The organism is Brenneria izadpanahii, from assembly GCF_017569925.1.
Lineage (GTDB): Bacteria > Pseudomonadota > Gammaproteobacteria > Enterobacterales > Enterobacteriaceae > Brenneria > Brenneria izadpanahii.
The window spans coordinates 4,533,622-4,551,055 of sequence record NZ_CP050854.1 but is presented as its reverse complement, the minus strand read 5'-3'; the positions used below and the strand labels follow the sequence as shown (position 1 = coordinate 4,551,055).

Here is a 17,434-nt window from a genome sequence, read left to right as displayed (position 1 = left end):
CCTGTGTCGAAGTTACGCCTTGAACAAAATATGACTGTCTTTTGTCTTTTCCTGCCGACCGGTACGCCTTAGCTGGAATGCATAATCCGGTTGATATGTATGGTCAGGAACATGATTTCATCAATGGTCAACTTGTAGCTGTGTTTCTCCTTCATGTAGTCGGCAATTTTTAATGCGCAGTGATGAGCCTTGGGCATCATTTCATTAATGCCTTGGTAAATAGATAGATCCTTATGATCCACCGGGCGCCGTTTCAGTACCCGCAGGGTAAAAAAACGCAGATGCGTGATCAGGCGTTGATAATCGACATCCTCTTCGTGAAAGCTGATAAACAGCTCGAATTTGATGATATTGAGGATGTCTTTGATCATCTCCGTCGCCAGCATGGTTTCATTCCAGCTGCCGTCGTGACTGGCGTTGGCGAGATGCATGGCGATAAACCCCGCCTCGTCCTCCGGCAGCGCGACGCCCAGACGCGTTTCTATCAGCTTTAGCGCATCCAGCCCGATGAGGTATTCATTGGGATAAAACCGCCTGATGTCCCACAGCAGGAAATTCCTTATTACCTTGCCCTCCTGCTGGCGCTGAATGGCGTAATTAATATGATCGCTTAACGTGATGAACACCGTTTCATACTGCGTGATGGTGATTTTATCTTTGGCGTGATCCAGGATCTCCTGCGTCAGCATCAGATAACGGGTGGGGATCTGTTTCATCAGTTTCAGAAAGATCTCCTGAGCCGGTCCGCCGCTCTTGATAAACCAGCTTTTTATCTCTCCGGCATCGATCTCATCATCGGTTTTTTTGCCGAAACCGATGCCGCGTCCGATGGCGACAATCTCTTGCCCCTGTTCGTCAACGGCCAGTACGGCGTTGTGACTCAATGTTTTTATTACTTTCATGGCTGCTAAGCCTATCGCCTTAAATTGCGCCGCTTGTTACGACGACATTCCGATACCAAGTAAAGTAGACGCTGTTTTTCTTGTGCCTGCCGGCTCTTGCATACGCGAACCACGGAAATGGAGCCGCAGCGTCTGGAATAAAACCTCGAATCCTTGATTAACGAGCATAAAAAAACCTGGTGAAATAAACACCGCCCGTTCTCGGAACGATATTCATTTCACCAGGTTCGCCCAGAAGTCATTATGGTTACGTCCTGAATTTTTCTCATTTAGTCATGAAGACCGGGCAATGTTCAATAAGTGCATCTCAGGATAGTGAGAGCGATCACGCAAAAAATTTTTAACGCTATGCCGATATGCTGCGTTGCTAGCAGGCGGGAAGTGGTGAAAGGACGCTGGGGGCGATGCCGGTCCAGCGGCGAAAAGAACGGCGAAAATTGTTGATATCGCTGATATTCAGGTACTGTGCGACCTCTTCGTTATTTAATCCCTGAAACCAATAGAGAAACAGGGCGGTGTGTTTGCGTACCCGATCCCACTGCACCTGGAAGCTGCTATCGTGTTTGCGCAGTTTGCGTTTCAACGTGGCGGGGCTCATATCCAGCGACGCGGCGACGCGTTCAAGATTTAAAGGCTCGCGCAAATGATCGCGCAGGTAGTCGTAAAAATAATCAATAAAGCCGCGGCGAAATCCCTGCGCCTCCAATTGTTGCAGACACTGCTGGCGAACGACGGCGCAGACGGTACTGTTGGCGTGGGGCGAGATCTGCCAGACGTATTCGGCCGGCAACAGCATCATATTGAGGGGTTGATCGAAACTCAGGCCATCGCCCAGGTGCACCCAGTACTGTTCGATATAGCGCGGCTGACGATAGGTAAGCAGGAAGCGCCAGGGCAGGGGCTGTTGCGGACAGAGCCAGCGGCCGAGCGAGACAATAGAGGCCATGCTGGCTTCCAGCAGGAAGCGCTGCCGTCCGGTATCCGTATCGCTTTGCGGCCAGTACAGGCAGAGGTAGCGATCGTCCAAATACATGCGCGGCGCCAGCAACGGGCTGAACAGGCTGCAAAAGCGGACGAAATCGTCCAGCGCCTGATGAAGATGGTCCGCCTGTTGCAACACATGGCTGAAGTCGCCGTAGCAGCCGGGCAGCGAACGCCGGCCGAACAGGAAGCTGGTATCGTCGGCGTCCAACAGGCGCATGCTGTTGTCTATCAACTGGCCGAATTGCTGCTGGCTGAAACGCACCCTCCCGGCGGCGATATCTTCCAGAAAGACGCCGGTGCCGCGCAGCAGACGGTGACCGTCGATGTCCCGCGATAGCGCCAGGTCGATCAAAATACCGGGCTGATGGTGGCCGACGATGAAGCGATCGTCGCACTCGTACCAGCCGTCGTTCGCCGTCATCCCGCAACCCTGAACTGTGCGGCGGGCGCGGCTTTAACCCGGCTCAGCGCCTGATTTAGCCGCTGAAGCAGCGCGTCCCGATCTTCGTCAAGCGCCATCACGGCGGCGACGCTGGCCTGTAGTCTGACGCGTTCGCCATGCTGCTGCGTGCGATGCGCCAGATGAGCGATCGCCGAATACAGATCCTGCGCCATCATATTCGCCTGCTGTTCGCCGGTATTGGGCAACAGGGCGACAAAGCGATCGCCGGCCAGCCGGCACAGCAGATCCTGCCGGCGCAGGTTGAGCAGCAACAGTTGGCACAGCGCCTGCAGCACGTAATCGCCCTCCGCCGTACCGAAGCGCCGGTTAATCGCGTCGAAGTCGTTCAGGTCGATGACGATCAGCGACAGCGGTTGCTGCTCGGCGGCGGCCTGCCTGAGCGACAGCGATAGCTGCTTACGCAGATAGTCGGCGCCCCCCAGCGGAGTGAGTTTGTCGAACAGCAGGTGTTCGCGAAACAAGCGCTCGCGCTTGTTTAGCTGGGCGCTAATCGCCAGCTGTTCCTGATGCCAGTGGTAGATCCCCAGCGTAATCAGCATAAGCCCGATCGGCATCGGAACGTTTTCCAGCCATTTCCCGATGTTTCCTTCGTGCGGCAGCTTGATAAATTCATCCAGGCAATCCATCCACCAGGAAAAAAAGATGCAGGCCAGTCCCAGCGCCAGCAGCGTGGTTACGCGGCCTGCGGGACGGCTGACCAGGAGCATGATCAGCCAGCTTAGCGCCAGCAGCGCCGATCCGCCCTCGGCCAGCACGTCCATCCAGTCGATTTCCGCCCAGGGCTTGACCACGCCGATAATCAGCTCCGCCAGCAGGCCGAGATTGGCGAGAAAGGCCAGCAGCAGGAGTTTGCTGCCGTGTTGTCTGAAAAAGAGATACATGAACAGCGGCTCTTAATGAAATTAAACAAGATGACCTAAGCATACAGGCGCAGATGACGGCGTCATGACAGCCGGGGGGTCAATTCAGCTCACCCCAAATGCGTATTTTTTTGCGTTATGGCGCCGATGCCGCCGGCCGGCGGGGGATTTTCGCCGCATTCCGCCGGCGCACGTTAACCTTCGGCAGTCATTTAAGCTCAAAACCGGCGGCAATCGTCACGATTTGGCGGCGAAAAGGTTCCGATCGTGCCGGCATGTCATATAACTGACACCTGCGATTTCTAGCATCCATTCCCCAATAAGCCGTCAACCGATAATAAATAGCCGTCACTCTGGGGGGAAAACGCATGAAACCACAACGAAACGCCGCCATATCTACTGCAACATTCAGGTTCAGCGCTCTGGCGATCGCCATCGGCGCTCTTGTCGCGCCGCCGCCGTCTCTGGCGGAGGATGCCACGGAACACATAACCGTTATCGGCCAGGCCGCCAGCATTACTCAGGCGCTGAATGAGCAGCGAACTTCCGACAGCATCAGCAGCGTCGTTCATGCCGACGGCGTGGCGCAGTTGCCGGATGACAACGCGGCGGAGGCGTTGCAGCGCCTGCCGGGGGTTTCCGTCGAGCGCGATCAGGGCGAGGGCCGTTACGTCAGCGTGCGCGGGCTGGGGCCGGATCTGAACAGCGTGCAGATCAACGGCACGTCGATGCCGTCGCCGGAGAGCGGCCGCCGGGCGGTGGCGCTGGATGTTTTGCCGTCTGAACTGGTGCAGTCGCTGTCGGTGGTCAAAACCCTGACGCCGGATATGGATGCGAACTCCCTGGGCGGCACCATCGAAGTCAACAGCCTGTCGGCGTTCGATCACAACGGTCTGTTTTACACCCTGGGCGCGGAAGGCGGCTACGATAGCAACAGCAACAAGAGCAGCCCGAAATTTTCCGGCGCGTTCAGCAATATTTTCAGCGTCGGCGGCGGCGAAGATAACTTTGGCGTGGCGGCGGCGCTAAGCTGGCAAAAGCGCCGCTTCGCTTCGGACAATGTGGAAAGTGGCGGCGACTGGGACTTCAGCGACGGCGCGCGCCTGAACGGCTTTGAGCAGCGGCGCTATGAAATTGAGCGCGAACGGACCGGGTTTGGCCTCAACTTCGACTATAAGCCGGACGATCTCTCCAGTTACTACCTGCGCACGCTGTACAGCCGATTCAACGATAAGGAAAACCGCCAGTCGTCGGCCGTCGAATTCAGCGAGCCGCTGGCTGAGGGGATGCGCGGCGACGCCGACGTTGAACGCGGGTTGAAAAGCCGGGAAGAGACTCAGGATGTCAAAAGCGTGGTGCTGGGCGGGGAACGTCTGCTCGGACCGTGGACGCTGAACGGGCAGATGGCTTACAGCCGTTCCAGCGAAAAGCTGCCGGGCAGCACCTATGCCACCTTTACCAGTCTGGATTCGTTCGCGGACAGCGGCTTTTACAACACGGTTAAGCCGTCCAGTCAGATCGGCGGCGGCTATTCCGACGCTAGCAATTATCAGCTGGATTCCATGAAGTGGGAGACGCAGAAAACCAGCGACAGCGAGAAAAATATCCGCCTCGATCTGGCGCGCGACTACAGCTGGCTTGATACCGACAACCAGGTCAAATTCGGCGGTAAACTCAGCCGGCGCGATAAAAAGAACGACCAGGAACTCTGGAAGTATAAAAAACTCGGCGATTACGGCCTGTCCGACGAACAGCTCAATCTGAGCCGGTTTTACGCCGGTAACGCCGGCTATGCCTTCGGGCAGGACGGCCCGGCGATCGATACCGGCAGCGTCAATAACCTGATCAACGCGTTGGGCAAAGACGGCTTTTACGATCTGGAAGGATCGACGATCGACGACTATCGGATGAGCGAGGATATCGACGCCGCTTACCTGATGAATACCATGGATGTGGATAACTGGCGCTTTATCACCGGGATGCGCTATGAGGGCACCCGCTTCAAGGCTGACGGCACCGGGCTGCGCGACGGCGAGTATCAGCCCTCCAGCCACAAATCCAACTATCATGACTGGCTGCCGGGCCTGCACGCCCGCTATCGTCTGAACAACAATACCCAGGTCCGCGCCGCCTGGACCAACGCGGTGGTGCGTCCGGCGTTTGGTCAGGTGACCCCCGGTTTCACCATCGACGGCGATGAGGCGGAATTCGGCAATCCGGAGCTTGCTCCGCTGAAATCGAAAAACTTCGATCTGGGTATCGAACACTACATGGGGCGCGCCGGGACGCTTTCCGGCTATCTGTTCTATAAGGATATCCGTAACTTTGCCTATGAAACCGATCTGGCGGGCAGCGGAGAATGGGCCGATTTCAGCCAGGCCAAAACCTGGGCCAACGGCGGGAAAGCCCGGCTGTACGGCGTGGAGTTCGCCTATTCGCAAAAATTCGACTGGCTGCCGTCGCCGTGGAACGGCCTGCTGGCGGGCGCCAACCTGACGCTGAGCCACTCCAGCGCCAACATTGAGGGCAACGGCATGTCGCGCAAGATCTCGCTGCCTAATCAGTCCGATACGGTGGGCAACCTGATGGTCGGCTGGGAAAACGATGACGTGAGCGTTCGCCTGTCGGCCAACTATAAATCCGACTATCTCAGCACCGTGGCCGCCGTTAATGACCGATCGCACGACAGTTATGTCGACGACCAGGTGTTTGTCGATCTCAGCGTGCGGTACTTCCTGACCAAACAGCTGCAGTTCTCGTTCGAAGCGCAGAACCTGACCAATGAACGCTATTACGTCTACACCGGCAGCCACGGCTTCAACTCCCAGTACGAACAATATGGTCCGACTTTCAAATTGGGCGTGACTTACACCAATTTCTAAAGGAATTAGCGCATGTTTTTCAGATTTAGACCAAGACCCGCGGCGCTCGCTTTATTCGTGATGGGGGCGGTACTGAATGTCGGCAACGATAGCCGCGCCGCCGAGCCGGAGACGGCGGCGCCACGGCTTAGCGCGATCGCCGGCAGCGCCAACAATGACGAAGTCCGCCTGCTGACGGACAATCGTTTCTGGCCGGATGCGGATCGTCTGATGCTGAGCGCTGCGCAGGGGCTGCTGTTACAGGATAGTCACGGCGCGACGCTGATCGGCCTTCCCGGCAGCTACGAATCGCTCGATCTGCGTACCGATGGCGCGGGGATGCTGGTGGCGGTTATGGATAAGGCGCATCAGCAGCCGATGCTGGCGCGATTGGATGCGGGCAAACGCCAGTGGGAAAGCGTGCGCCGTCTGCCGGCCCGGCCCTTTAAGGTCGAGGGCGGTTGCCTGTTCCGCGATGAGGCGGACAACGGCTTTATGTTTTTGATCGGCGATAACGGCATGGGCGAGCAGTGGCTGGTGGCGCAGGGAACCCGCCCGCTGGCCACGCCGCGTAAAGTGCGCGACCTGAGTATGCCGCCGAAAAGCGAGTACTGCCAGGCGGACGATCGTCGGGGGCTACTGTACGTCAACGAAGAAGCGGTCGGCCTGTGGGCTTATGACGCGCAGGCTGAAGCGCCGCTGTTGCGCCGCCCCGTCGATCTGCGCCAGCCGTTCGGTTCGATCGGCGGCGAGTTGGCCGGCATGGCTGTTTTACCGGATGCGGTAGTGGCGCTGGATCCGAAAAACCGGCGTCTGTATCGCTACCGTTACGTGGAAGATAGCTGGCAGGCCGATTCTTCGCTGCCGCTGCCGGGGCTGAAAAAACCGCAGACGCTGACGATGCGCGCGCAAGGATCGGGCGTCGAGATGGTTATCGCCGACAAACAGGGGCTGCATCAGGGCCGCCTGGACTGGACGCCGCCGGCCGCCGCGCCGCTGCCGATAACGCCGGTATTGCCCGCCGGGCTTGAAACCGAACCGGTGACCAGTCTGGGAGACGCCGCCGACGACCCGGCCATCTGGGTTAATCCGGTTGACGGCGCCGCCAGCCGCATTCTGGCGACGGACAAACAGCGCGGGCTGCTGGTATACGACCTGCAAGGCCGTAAGTTGCAGGATCTGCCGGTCGGGCGAATTAACAATGTGGATCTGCGCAAAGGATTGCTGCTGGACGGCAAAACCATCGACCTGGCCGTCGCCAGCAACCGGGATAACAACTCGCTGCATCTGTTCTCGATCGCGCCTCAAAGCGGGGAGGTCGCTGAACTGGGGGAGATCGCCACGCCGCTGCCGGAGGTTTACGGACTATGCATGTTTAAGGATCAACAGGGCGAGATTTACGCCATCGTCAACGATAAGGGCGGACGCTTTCTGCAATACCGTTTGCAGGGCGATCGCGGCGGCGTACGCGGCGAGGTGGTGCGCGAATTCAGCCTGCCGAGCCAGCCGGAGGGCTGTGTGGCGGACGATCGCCGGCAGCGTCTGTTCGTCGGCGAGGAAGATGTCGCCGTTCACGCGCTGGATGCCCGTCCGGGCGAACCCGCGCGGCTGCAGCAGGTTATCGCCGCGGGCGGCGCGCTACAGCCCGACATTGAGGGGATGGCGATATATCAGGGCCGTCGGCATAGCTACCTGGTGATATCGAGCCAGGGCAACAGCAGTTATCTGGTGCTTGACGCGTTGCCCCCTTACGCCCTGCGCGGCGCGTTCCGTATCGGACTCAACGCCGAGTCGGGCATTGACGGCGCTTCCGAAACCGATGGGCTGGAGGTCACCTCCGCCGATCTCGGCGGCCCATGGCGGCAGGGCATGCTGGTGGTGCAGGATGGCCGCAACCGTATGCCGGAGCAGGCGCAAAACTATAAATATCTTTCCTGGTCGGCGATTGCCGAAGCATTGCATCTGGACGACTGATTTTTATACACCCCGCCCGCCGCGACTTCCGTTCGGCGTGCGGGCAACCGCAAGGAAAACAAGATGGCTATTGATAACTCAATGACGCTCGGCGGCCTGATCGGCAACGCCAGTCCGCTGGTGCAGTGCGTGATGGCGATCCTGCTGCTGGGATCGCTGATCTCATGGTATTTAATTGTGGCGCACGGGCGCGTGCTGCGCAGCAGCGAGAAGGATATCGTTGCGTTTCGCCGGCGCTTTCGCCAGGACGGCGACCCGGCGTCGCTCCAGCGCGACATTCAGCAAAATACCGCCCGCGACGCCGGCGCGCGGCACATTTTTTCCGCCGCCTGGCAGGAGTATCGGCAACTGACCGAGGCGCCCGGCGTATCGCCCGAGGCCGTCTCATCCGGCGTCGAACACAGTCTGCATGTCGCCATCGCCGAACAGGAGGAGCGTTTAACCAACGGTCTGGCGATGCTGGCGACGATAGGCTCGGTCAGTCCCTATATCGGTCTGTTCGGCACCGTGTGGGGCATTATGAATGCCTTTATCGGCTTGTCGCACGTCCAGCAGGCGACGCTGAATACCGTGGCGCCGGGTATCGCGGAAGCGCTGATCGCCACGGCCATCGGACTGTTTGCCGCCATTCCCGCAGTCATTTTCTACAACCGCTTTACCGCCCGTACGCAGACGCTGGTGAACCGTTATTACAGTTTCGCCAATGAGTTGCAGGGATATTTGCATCGCCGGCTGCACCTTTCGGCCCGCGCCTCGGTTTCCCAGTCCGCCTGATCAGGAGTCGTTTATGCGCAGACCACCGTTACGCTATAGTCCGAAAGCCGAAATGAACGTTGTTCCTTATATTGACGTCATGCTGGTGCTTCTGGTGATTTTTATGGTTACCGCGCCGATGCTGATGCAGGGCGTGAAGCTCGAACTGCCCAAAGTGGCCAGCGAGCCGCTGCCCGCCGACAGCCAACGGCAAATTCTGACGTTGTCGGTAAAAGCCGACTCTACTTATTACTGGAATCTGGCCAGCGACGTTCAGCCCGAACAGCGCGACGACTCGACGCTGGCCGTTACGCTGGAAGAGATGAGCAGCCGGATTGCGGCGATCGTCGCCGATAAGGGCGACACTCAGGTGTATATTCGCGCGGATCAGGCCGCCAATTACGGCAGCGTGGTCGCCTGTATGGCCGCGCTGCAAAAAAGCGGGATTGAAAACATCGGTCTGATTACCGAGGCGCCGCAATGAGCGCCAGCGACTATTTCGATGACGCCGTGAACAAACAGGATATCTGGCCGCGCGCCGCCGCTGCCGCGATCGCGTTGGCGGTACATCTGGCCGCGGGGGCGTTGTTGTTGCAGCACTGGCAGATGAGAACGCCGCCGGCTCCGGTTATCCGCCATCTTCACACGACGCTGGTCACGCTGCCGATTGCGCAGCCGAGCGAAGCGCCGCCCGTCGCGCCGCCGCCAGCGCCGGAACCGGCGTTCACGCCGCCGCAAACGCCGCCGGTTGCACCTCCCGCCCCCGCACCGGTAACGCCGCCTGCGACGCCGGATAAAGGGTTACCGGCGCGTCAGCAACAGGAGCGGACGCGCAAAGCGGAACAGGCGCGGCGTCAGGCGCAGGAGAAGCAACGCCAGCAGCAACAGCGCCTGGCTCAGCAGAAAGCCGAGGACGAACAGCGCCGGCAGTCGGCGCAGCAGCGTCAGGCCGCCGAGCGCGCGGCGGCGGAAAACGCCCGGCAGGCGGCGGATATGTCGGCGCGCCAGTATCTGCCTATCAGCAAACAGGCGCCGGACTATCCGGAGAAAGCGTTAAGCAGAAAGATTGAAGGGGACTGTACCGTGGTTTACCGGGTAAACCGGCGGGGCGAGGTGGAGGATCCCCGGGCGGAAAGCGACTGCAACCCGATGTTTGTGCGGCCATCCCTCAGCGCCGCCAGAACCTTTCGCTATCAGCCGCGCATCATCAACGGTCAGCCGGTCGACGTGCCGCAGGTTAAGAATACTTTTCACTACCGGATTAAGTGACCGTTCGGCGGGCCGGCTGCCGGTGGTTAAGGCGCCTGCCCGGCAGAATCAGGGATACCGGCGGGCGGATAATGTCCGACGTTTAACCTGATGTTATTACGGCTAAAGGGGAAGCCGGGAGATGGATGGCGATAAGGTTTTGCTTTCTTCTTGCGTCATGGGTATTATGCCGCAGCGCGTTTGGATCCTGGATTGCCGGTTTGTTATCGCAGCGAGTTTGTGGATGATAAATAAAATGCGGTGATTTGGTCTGCGGATATTAGTTTGGTCAGGGGCCGTCCGCATGGCGTTGACCGGAGCCTTTGTATATCAATACAATAGGTTAACTCTTCAAGTTCCCGTCCTGTATCAATCCTATTGATAACTTGCATTTTGGCAGTTGTCAGCGTAGTATTTGCCACGTTTTCGGACGCGGGGTGGAGCAGCATGGTAGCTCGTCGGGCTCATAACCCGAAGGTCGTCGGTTCAAATCCGGCCCCCGCAACCAGTTAACTTTCCGGGTAGTGTTTTTTTCAAATAGGCTGTTCAACACATCTCCATCGCTTTCACAGTCGTTTGAAAAAAATCCTTAACCGAAAGTTATGCCGCGCTGTTTGGCGGTAATAGGGTCCAGTTGCATAAAGCCCCGATATATCGGGGTTTTTTGTTATTTGGTAACAGAATTACTGGGCTATTAAGCCCTTTTTTTATGTCTTGGGGGTGGGCTTGTCCACATTAGAGCAAAAATTAACAGAGATGATTTCAGCACCGGTCGAAGCGTTAGGCTTTGAATTGGTCGGCATTGAGTTCATCCGGGGTCGCCAATCGACGCTGCGTATCTATATTGATAGTGAAGATGGCATCACTGTTGATGATTGTGCTGATGTCAGCCATCAGGTCAGTGCAGTATTGGATGTTGAAGATCCGATCTCTGTTGCCTATAACCTGGAAGTGTCGTCTCCGGGACTTGATCGTCCCTTGTTCACGGCCGCGCACTATGCGCGTTTCATCGGTGAAGAGGTGACGGTGGTACTGCGCATGGCGGTCCAGAATCGCCGTAAATGGTCGGGGATTATTAAAGCCGTTGAAGGCGAAATGATCACCATAACAGTGGAAGGCAAAGACGAAGTGTTCGCGCTGAGCAACATCCAGAAAGCGAACCTGGTACCCCACTTTTAAAGTTTGGATGAGGCAACTAGGATGAATAAAGAGATTCTGGCTGTTGTTGAAGCAGTTTCCAACGAAAAAGCCGTTCCGCGTGAAAAGATTTTTGAAGCGTTGGAAACCGCACTGGCAACGGCAACCAAGAAAAAATACGAACAGGAAATCGATGTTCGCGTCAGTATCGATCGCAAAACCGGCGATTTCGATACTTTCCGCCGCTGGCTGGTGGTTAACGAAGTTACTCAGCCAACGCGTGAAATCACGCTGGACGCGGCTCAGTTTGAAAATCCTTCCCTTGATGTCGGCGATTACGTCGAAGATCAGATTGAGTCCGTCACGTTCGACCGTATTACCACGCAAACCGCGAAACAGGTTATTGTACAGAAGGTGCGCGAAGCTGAACGCGCCATGGTTGTCGATCAGTTCCGCGAACAGGAAGGCGAGATTGTCACCGGCGTCGTGAAGAAAGTTAACCGTGATAATATCTCTCTGGATTTGGGTAACAACGCCGAAGCGGTTATCGGCCGCGAAGACATGTTGCCGCGTGAAAACTTCCGCCCTGGCGATCGCATTCGCGGCGTGCTTTACGCCGTTCGCCCTGAAGCCCGCGGCGCTCAACTGTTTGTTAGCCGTTCCCGTCCGGAAATGCTGGTCGAACTCTTCCGTATTGAAGTGCCGGAAATCGGTGAAGAGGTCATTGAGATCAAGGCCGCTGCCCGCGATCCGGGTTCCCGTGCGAAAATCGCGGTGAAAACCAATGACAAGCGTATCGATCCGGTCGGCGCCTGCGTCGGGATGCGCGGCGCGCGGGTACAGGCCGTGTCCAGCGAGCTTGGCGGCGAGCGTATTGATATCATCCTGTGGGACGATAATCCCGCGCAGTTTGTCATCAATGCCATGGCTCCGGCCGACGTCGTTTCCATCGTGGTTGACGAAGATACCTGTACGATGGATATCGCCGTTGAGTCCAGCAATCTGGCTCAGGCCATTGGCCGTAACGGTCAGAACGTGCGTCTGGCTTCCCAACTGTTAAAACAGCATCGTTCAGATGACCGTTGGGAACTGAACGTCATGACCGTGGAAGATCTTCAGGCCAAGCATCAGGCCGAAGCGCATGCCGCCATCGATGTCTTTACCAAGCACCTGGATATCGACGAAGAGTTCGCCACCGTACTGGTTGAAGAAGGTTTCTCTTCGCTTGAAGAGTTGGCCTATGTGCCGATCAAAGAGTTACTGGCAATCGAAGGCCTTGATGAAGAGACCGTCGAAGTCTTGCGTGAGCGAGCTAAAGCCGCGTTAACCACGCTGGCGTTGGCGCATGAAGAAAGCCGCGGTGACGGCCAACCCGCGGACGATTTGCTCAGTTTACCTGGCCTGTCGCGTGAAATGGCATTTAAGCTGGCGGCGCGCGGCATTTGCACGCTGGAAGATCTTGCTGAGCAGGGTGTTGACGACCTGACGGATATTGAAGAGCTGAATGATGAAAAAGCCGGCGAGCTGATTATGGCCGCCCGCAATATCTGTTGGTTTGGCGACGAAAACGAATAACGAACTGTAGCAGGAAAGGAACAGCATGACAGATGTAACCGTAAAATCGCTGGCCACAGAGATTCAGACTTCGGTTGACCGCCTGATACAGCAGTTTGCTGATGCGGGAATCACCAAGTCTGCATCGGATTCTGTGACCCAGCACGAAAAAGAAACATTACTGGCGCACCTGAACCGAGATCGTGGAATTGCGCCGGGCAAATTGACACTGCAGCGGAAAACGCGTAGCACGTTAAATATTCCGAGCACTGGCGGAAAGAGTAAATCAGTGCAGATTGAAGTCCGCAAGAAACGCACTTATGTAAAACGCGATCCTCTCGATGCTCAAAAGGCGGAAGAGGAAGAGCAGGCACGGCGTGAAGCGGAAGAACAGGCACAACGCGCTGCTGAAGAGCGCGCCAAACGCGAGGCGGAAGAAAAAGCCAAGCGCGAGGCCGCTGATAAAGCTAAACGTGCTGCCGAAGAGCAAGCCAAACGTGAGGCCGCTGAAAAAGCTAAGCGTGATGTAGCGGAAAAAGAAAAAGTGATTAATCAACAAAACGATAATGTAACCAAGCCTGCTCAGGCTGAAAAAGCCAGACGCGAAGCCGAAGCCGCCGAACTTAAGCGTAAAGCGGAAGAAGCCGCTCGCCTCAAAGTTGAAGAAGAAGCTCGACGCATCGCTGAAGAAGCCCGCCGTATGGCAGAAGAAAATGCCGGGCGCTGGGAAGCGGAAAACGAGAAGCCTGAAGAGGCCGCGGATTATCATGTGACCACCTCGCATCATGCCCGCGAAGCGGAAGATGAAAGCGATCGTCAGGTTGAAGGCGAGCGTCGTAGCCGTGGCGGCCGCAGCAAAGCGACCAAACAGAAGAAAGGCAATCGTCTGTCCGAATCTAAAGCCGACCGCGAAGAGGCCCGCGCCGTTACCCGCGGCGGTAAAGGCAAGCGTAAGCCAAGTACGTTGCAGCAAAGCTTCAACAAGCCTGCTCAGGCGGTTAACCGTGATGTCGTCATCGGCGAAACGGTTACCGTTGCCGAATTAGCCAATAAAATGGCGGTGAAAGGTTCTCAGGTCATCAAAGTGATGATGAAGCTGGGCGCCATGGCCACGATTAACCAGGTCATCGATCAGGAAACCGCGCAACTGGTTGCCGAAGAGATGGGCCATAAGGTTATTTTGCGTCGTGAGAACGAGCTTGAAGAAGCGGTAATGAGCGACCGTGATACCGGCGCGGCGGCTGAATCCCGCGCTCCGGTCGTCACCATCATGGGTCACGTTGACCATGGTAAAACCTCATTGCTGGACTATATTCGTTCAACCAAAGTCGCCGCTGGCGAAGCCGGCGGGATCACTCAGCATATCGGCGCTTATCACGTTGAAACCGACAACGGCATGATCACCTTCCTGGATACGCCCGGACACGCCGCGTTTACCGCCATGCGCGCCCGCGGCGCTCAGGCGACGGATATCGTGGTGCTGGTCGTCGCCGCGGATGACGGCGTGATGCCGCAGACAATTGAAGCCATCCAGCACGCTAAAGCGGCTCAGGTGCCGGTTGTCGTCGCGGTGAACAAGATTGATAAACCGGAAGCCGATCCCGATCGGGTTAAAACCGAACTGTCTCAGTACGGCATCATGCCGGAAGAGTGGGGCGGCGATTCTCAGTTTGTTCATGTATCCGCCAAAGCGGGCACGGGGATTGATGAACTGCTGGACGCCATTCTGTTGCAGGCGGAAGTGCTGGAACTGAAAGCTATCCGCAGCGGTATGGCCAGCGGCGTGGTGATCGAATCCTTCCTGGATAAAGGCCGTGGTCCGGTCGCCACCGTTCTGGTGCGCGAGGGTACGCTGAACAAAGGCGATATCGTGCTGTGTGGGTTTGAATACGGCCGTGTTCGTGCGATGCGCGACGAATTGGGACGTGAAATCACAGCCGCGGGCCCGTCGATTCCGGTGGAAATTCTTGGCTTGTCCGGCGTGCCGGCGGCGGGTGATGAAGCGACCGTGGTCCGCGACGAGAAGAAAGCGCGTGAAGTGGCGCTGTATCGTCAGGGTAAATTCCGCGAAGTCAAACTGGCTCGTCAGCAGAAATCCAAACTGGAAAACATGTTTGCCAACATGACGGAAGGTGAAGTTTCCGAACTGAATATCGTGCTCAAGTCCGACGTTCAGGGCTCCTGCGAAGCGATTTCCGATGCGCTGGAAAAACTGTCCACCGATGAAGTGAAGGTGAAAATCGTCGGTTCCGGCGTGGGCGGCATTACAGAAACGGATGCCACGCTGGCCGCCGCGTCGAATGCGATTATCCTCGGCTTTAACGTCCGTGCTGATGCTTCCGCTCGCCGTATTGTCGAATCCGAAAATCTGGATCTGCGCTACTATTCAGTTATCTATGACCTGATTGACGAAGTCAAACAGGCGATGAGCGGTATGTTGGCGCCGGAATACAAGCAAGAGATCATCGGTCTGGCTGAAGTTCGCGATGTCTTCAAATCACCGAAGTTTGGCGCTATCGCCGGCTGTATGGTGACGGAAGGCGTGGTTAAACGTCACAACCGGATCCGCGTACTGCGCGACAACGTGGTTATCTATGAAGGCGAGCTTGAGTCCCTGCGCCGCTTTAAAGATGACGTCAACGAAGTGCGTAGCGGTATGGAATGTGGTATCGGCGTGAAGAACTACAATGATGTCCGTGCCGGCGACGTGATCGAAGTTTTCGAAACGATCGAGATCAAACGCACGATTGCTTAATTCGGCGTTAAGCAATGCGATAAGTTATTCATGGGGGCCTTGCGCCCCCCGATTTTTACTTGAGGATTCAACATGGCAAAAGAATTCAGCCGCACCCAGCGCGTAGCGCAGGAAATGCAAAAAGAAATCGCCATTATTATTCAACGGGAAGTGAAAGATCCGCGGATTGGTATGGCTACCGTATCCGGCGTTGAAGTTTCACGCGATTTGGCTTACGCCAAAGTTTTTGTGACGTTTCTAAACGATAACGAACCGGAGCAGGTAAAAACGGCGGTTAAGGCGCTGCAGGACGCCTCGGGTTTTATCCGTGTGTTGCTGGGTAAGGCGATGCGCCTGCGCGTGGTGCCCGAACTGACGTTTTCCTACGACAATTCTCTGGTTGAAGGGATGAGAATGTCCAATCTGGTTACTAACGTTGTCAGACATGACGCCGAACGTCGTTCGGCCGCGGGCGAAGATCAGGAGGATTAATGAGTCGTCCTCGCCGCCGCGGCCGTGATGTTCACGGCGTATTGTTATTAGATAAACCGCAGGGTATGTCGTCTAATGACGTGTTGCAGAAAGTAAAACGGATTTTTAACGCCAATAAGGCGGGCCATACGGGGGCGCTGGATCCGCTGGCGACCGGCATGTTGCCGATCTGTCTGGGCGAAGCGACGAAATTTTCGCGCTATCTGCTGGATTCTGATAAACGCTATCGCGTTATTGCCCGTCTTGGACAGCGGACGGATACCTCGGATGCAGACGGCAATGTGATCGAAGAGCGTCCGATAACTTTTTCTTCCGCTGAACTGGATGCCGCGCTGGAAAGTTTTCGCGGTACGACGCAACAGGTTCCTTCGATGTATTCGGCGTTGAAGCATCAGGGGCGTCCGCTCTATGAGTACGCCCGCCAGGGGCTGGTCGTTCCGCGCGAGGCGCGCGATATTACCGTTTATGAGCTGCTGTTTATCCGCTGCGAGGGGGATGAGCTTGAGCTGGAAATTCACTGCTCGAAAGGCACCTATATTCGCACCATCATTGACGATTTGGGTGAGAAGCTCGGCTGCGGCGCGCATGTGATTTACCTGCGCCGCCTGCAGGTTGCGGCCTATCCGGTAGAGCGGATGGTGACGTTGGATAAGTTGTACGCCTTACTGGAACGGGCGCAGGCTGAGGAGCGTTCGCCGGCGCTGAGTCTCGATCCGTTGCTGATGCCGATGGAAAGCCCGGCCATGCATTTCCCCGAAGTGAATTTAACGCCGGTTACCGCCGGATACCTGAAATTGGGGCAAGCGGTTCAGGCCGCGGGCGCGCCTCTGGACGGGATGGTGCGCATTACCGAAGGCGATGAGCATAAATTCATCGGCATGGGAGAAATCGACGACGACGGACGAGTCGCTCCCCGTCGTTTGGTGGTCGAATTTCAGGAATAACTACCGCTGTTGCTGCCTTGCTATCGGATGAGGCTAAGAGTAGAATAGCGCGGCTTAACTATTGGGTGGCTGAATTAGAGATCGGCGCCTGTTTTTTATCTATAATGTTTTGGAGTATTACTATGTCTCTAAGTGTTGAAGCTAAAGCTAAAATCGTTGCGGAATTCGGTCGTGGCGCTAACGACAGCGGTTCTACCGAAGTTCAGGTTGCTTTGCTGACTGCGCAGATCAACCACCTGCAAGGTCACTTTGCCGAGCACAAAAAAGATCACCACAGCCGTCGTGGTCTGCTGCGCATGGTTTCTCAGCGCCGTAAGCTGCTGGACTACCTGAAGCGTAAAGATGTAGCGCGTTACACCAGCCTGATCGAGCGTCTGGGTCTGCGTCGCTAATCTGGCGAGTTTCAGTAGGAAGGGGCCTTTTGTGGGCCCCTTTCTTCTAGGAAGCGCCGGTAAAACAGAGTAATGTATTTGTTGTTTTAATTATGATCTTTCGTTGCAGAGGTTCGCGCGGCTAATGAGAGGCTTT

General features: G+C 56.7%; 14 protein-coding genes and 1 tRNA gene. 12 read left to right on the top strand and 3 right to left on the bottom strand.

Annotated elements, in window-relative coordinates:
- Positions 1-68: 68 nt before the first annotated feature.
- The 3 genes from licT to HC231_RS20265 form a co-directional block, all read right to left on the bottom strand.
- Positions 69-902, bottom strand: coding sequence for a BglG family transcription antiterminator LicT (gene licT, locus HC231_RS20275; protein WP_208228481.1), 834 nt, complete (start codon positions 900-902; stop codon positions 69-71).
- Positions 903-1,269: 367 nt separating this feature from the next.
- Complete coding sequence (locus tag HC231_RS20270; RefSeq protein ID WP_208228480.1) at positions 1,270-2,307, bottom strand: AraC family transcriptional regulator; 1,038 nt, start codon at positions 2,305-2,307, stop codon at positions 1,270-1,272.
- Entirely contained in the window at positions 2,304-3,230 is a 927-nt protein-coding gene (locus HC231_RS20265; RefSeq protein WP_208228479.1) for a GGDEF domain-containing protein, read from the bottom strand. Before HC231_RS20265 ends, HC231_RS20270 begins: the two co-directional genes overlap by 4 nt.
- A 347-nt stretch (positions 3,231-3,577) precedes the next feature.
- Between HC231_RS20265 and HC231_RS20260 the strand changes: the two genes are divergently transcribed.
- The 12 genes from HC231_RS20260 (at position 3,578) to rpsO (ending at position 17,298) form a co-directional block, all read left to right on the top strand.
- On the top strand, positions 3,578-6,091 hold the full coding sequence (locus tag HC231_RS20260; protein ID WP_208228478.1) for a TonB-dependent receptor: 2,514 nt from the start codon (positions 3,578-3,580) through the stop codon (positions 6,089-6,091).
- A 12-nt stretch (positions 6,092-6,103) separates the two neighbouring features.
- On the top strand, positions 6,104-8,044 hold the full coding sequence (locus tag HC231_RS20255; RefSeq protein WP_208228477.1) for a phytase: 1,941 nt from the start codon (positions 6,104-6,106) through the stop codon (positions 8,042-8,044).
- A gap of 63 nt (positions 8,045-8,107) precedes the next feature.
- Positions 8,108-8,818, top strand: a complete 711-nt coding sequence (tolQ, locus tag HC231_RS20250; RefSeq protein WP_208228476.1) for a protein TolQ — start codon at positions 8,108-8,110, stop codon at positions 8,816-8,818.
- A 13-nt stretch (positions 8,819-8,831) separates the two neighbouring features.
- Positions 8,832-9,281, top strand: coding sequence for a protein TolR (gene tolR, locus HC231_RS20245; protein ID WP_208228475.1), 450 nt, complete (start codon positions 8,832-8,834; stop codon positions 9,279-9,281).
- A complete protein-coding gene (locus HC231_RS20240) occupies positions 9,278-10,066 on the top strand; it encodes an energy transducer TonB (protein ID WP_208228474.1) in 789 nt (262 codons plus the stop codon). Before tolR ends, HC231_RS20240 begins: the two co-directional genes overlap by 4 nt.
- Positions 10,067-10,476: 410 nt before the next feature.
- Positions 10,477-10,553 (top strand) — tRNA-Met (locus tag HC231_RS20235).
- A gap of 218 nt (positions 10,554-10,771) precedes the next feature.
- Positions 10,772-11,224: a ribosome maturation factor RimP gene (rimP, locus tag HC231_RS20230; protein WP_208228473.1), complete on the top strand. Its 453-nt coding sequence runs from the start codon at positions 10,772-10,774 to the stop codon at positions 11,222-11,224.
- A 21-nt stretch (positions 11,225-11,245) separates the two neighbouring features.
- A complete protein-coding gene (gene nusA / locus HC231_RS20225) occupies positions 11,246-12,757 on the top strand; it encodes a transcription termination factor NusA (protein ID WP_208228472.1) in 1,512 nt (503 codons plus the stop codon).
- Positions 12,758-12,782: 25 nt separating this feature from the next.
- Entirely contained in the window at positions 12,783-15,491 is a 2,709-nt protein-coding gene (gene infB / locus HC231_RS20220; RefSeq protein WP_208228471.1) for a translation initiation factor IF-2, read from the top strand.
- A 72-nt stretch (positions 15,492-15,563) separates the two neighbouring features.
- On the top strand, positions 15,564-15,962 hold the full coding sequence (gene rbfA / locus HC231_RS20215; protein WP_208228470.1) for a 30S ribosome-binding factor RbfA: 399 nt from the start codon (positions 15,564-15,566) through the stop codon (positions 15,960-15,962).
- A complete protein-coding gene (gene truB, locus HC231_RS20210) occupies positions 15,962-16,906 on the top strand; it encodes a tRNA pseudouridine(55) synthase TruB (protein WP_208228469.1) in 945 nt (314 codons plus the stop codon). The genes rbfA and truB overlap by 1 nt, the downstream gene beginning before the upstream one ends.
- A gap of 122 nt (positions 16,907-17,028) precedes the next feature.
- Entirely contained in the window at positions 17,029-17,298 is a 270-nt protein-coding gene (gene rpsO / locus HC231_RS20205; protein ID WP_048636268.1) for a 30S ribosomal protein S15, read from the top strand.
- Positions 17,299-17,434 lie beyond the last annotated feature (136 nt).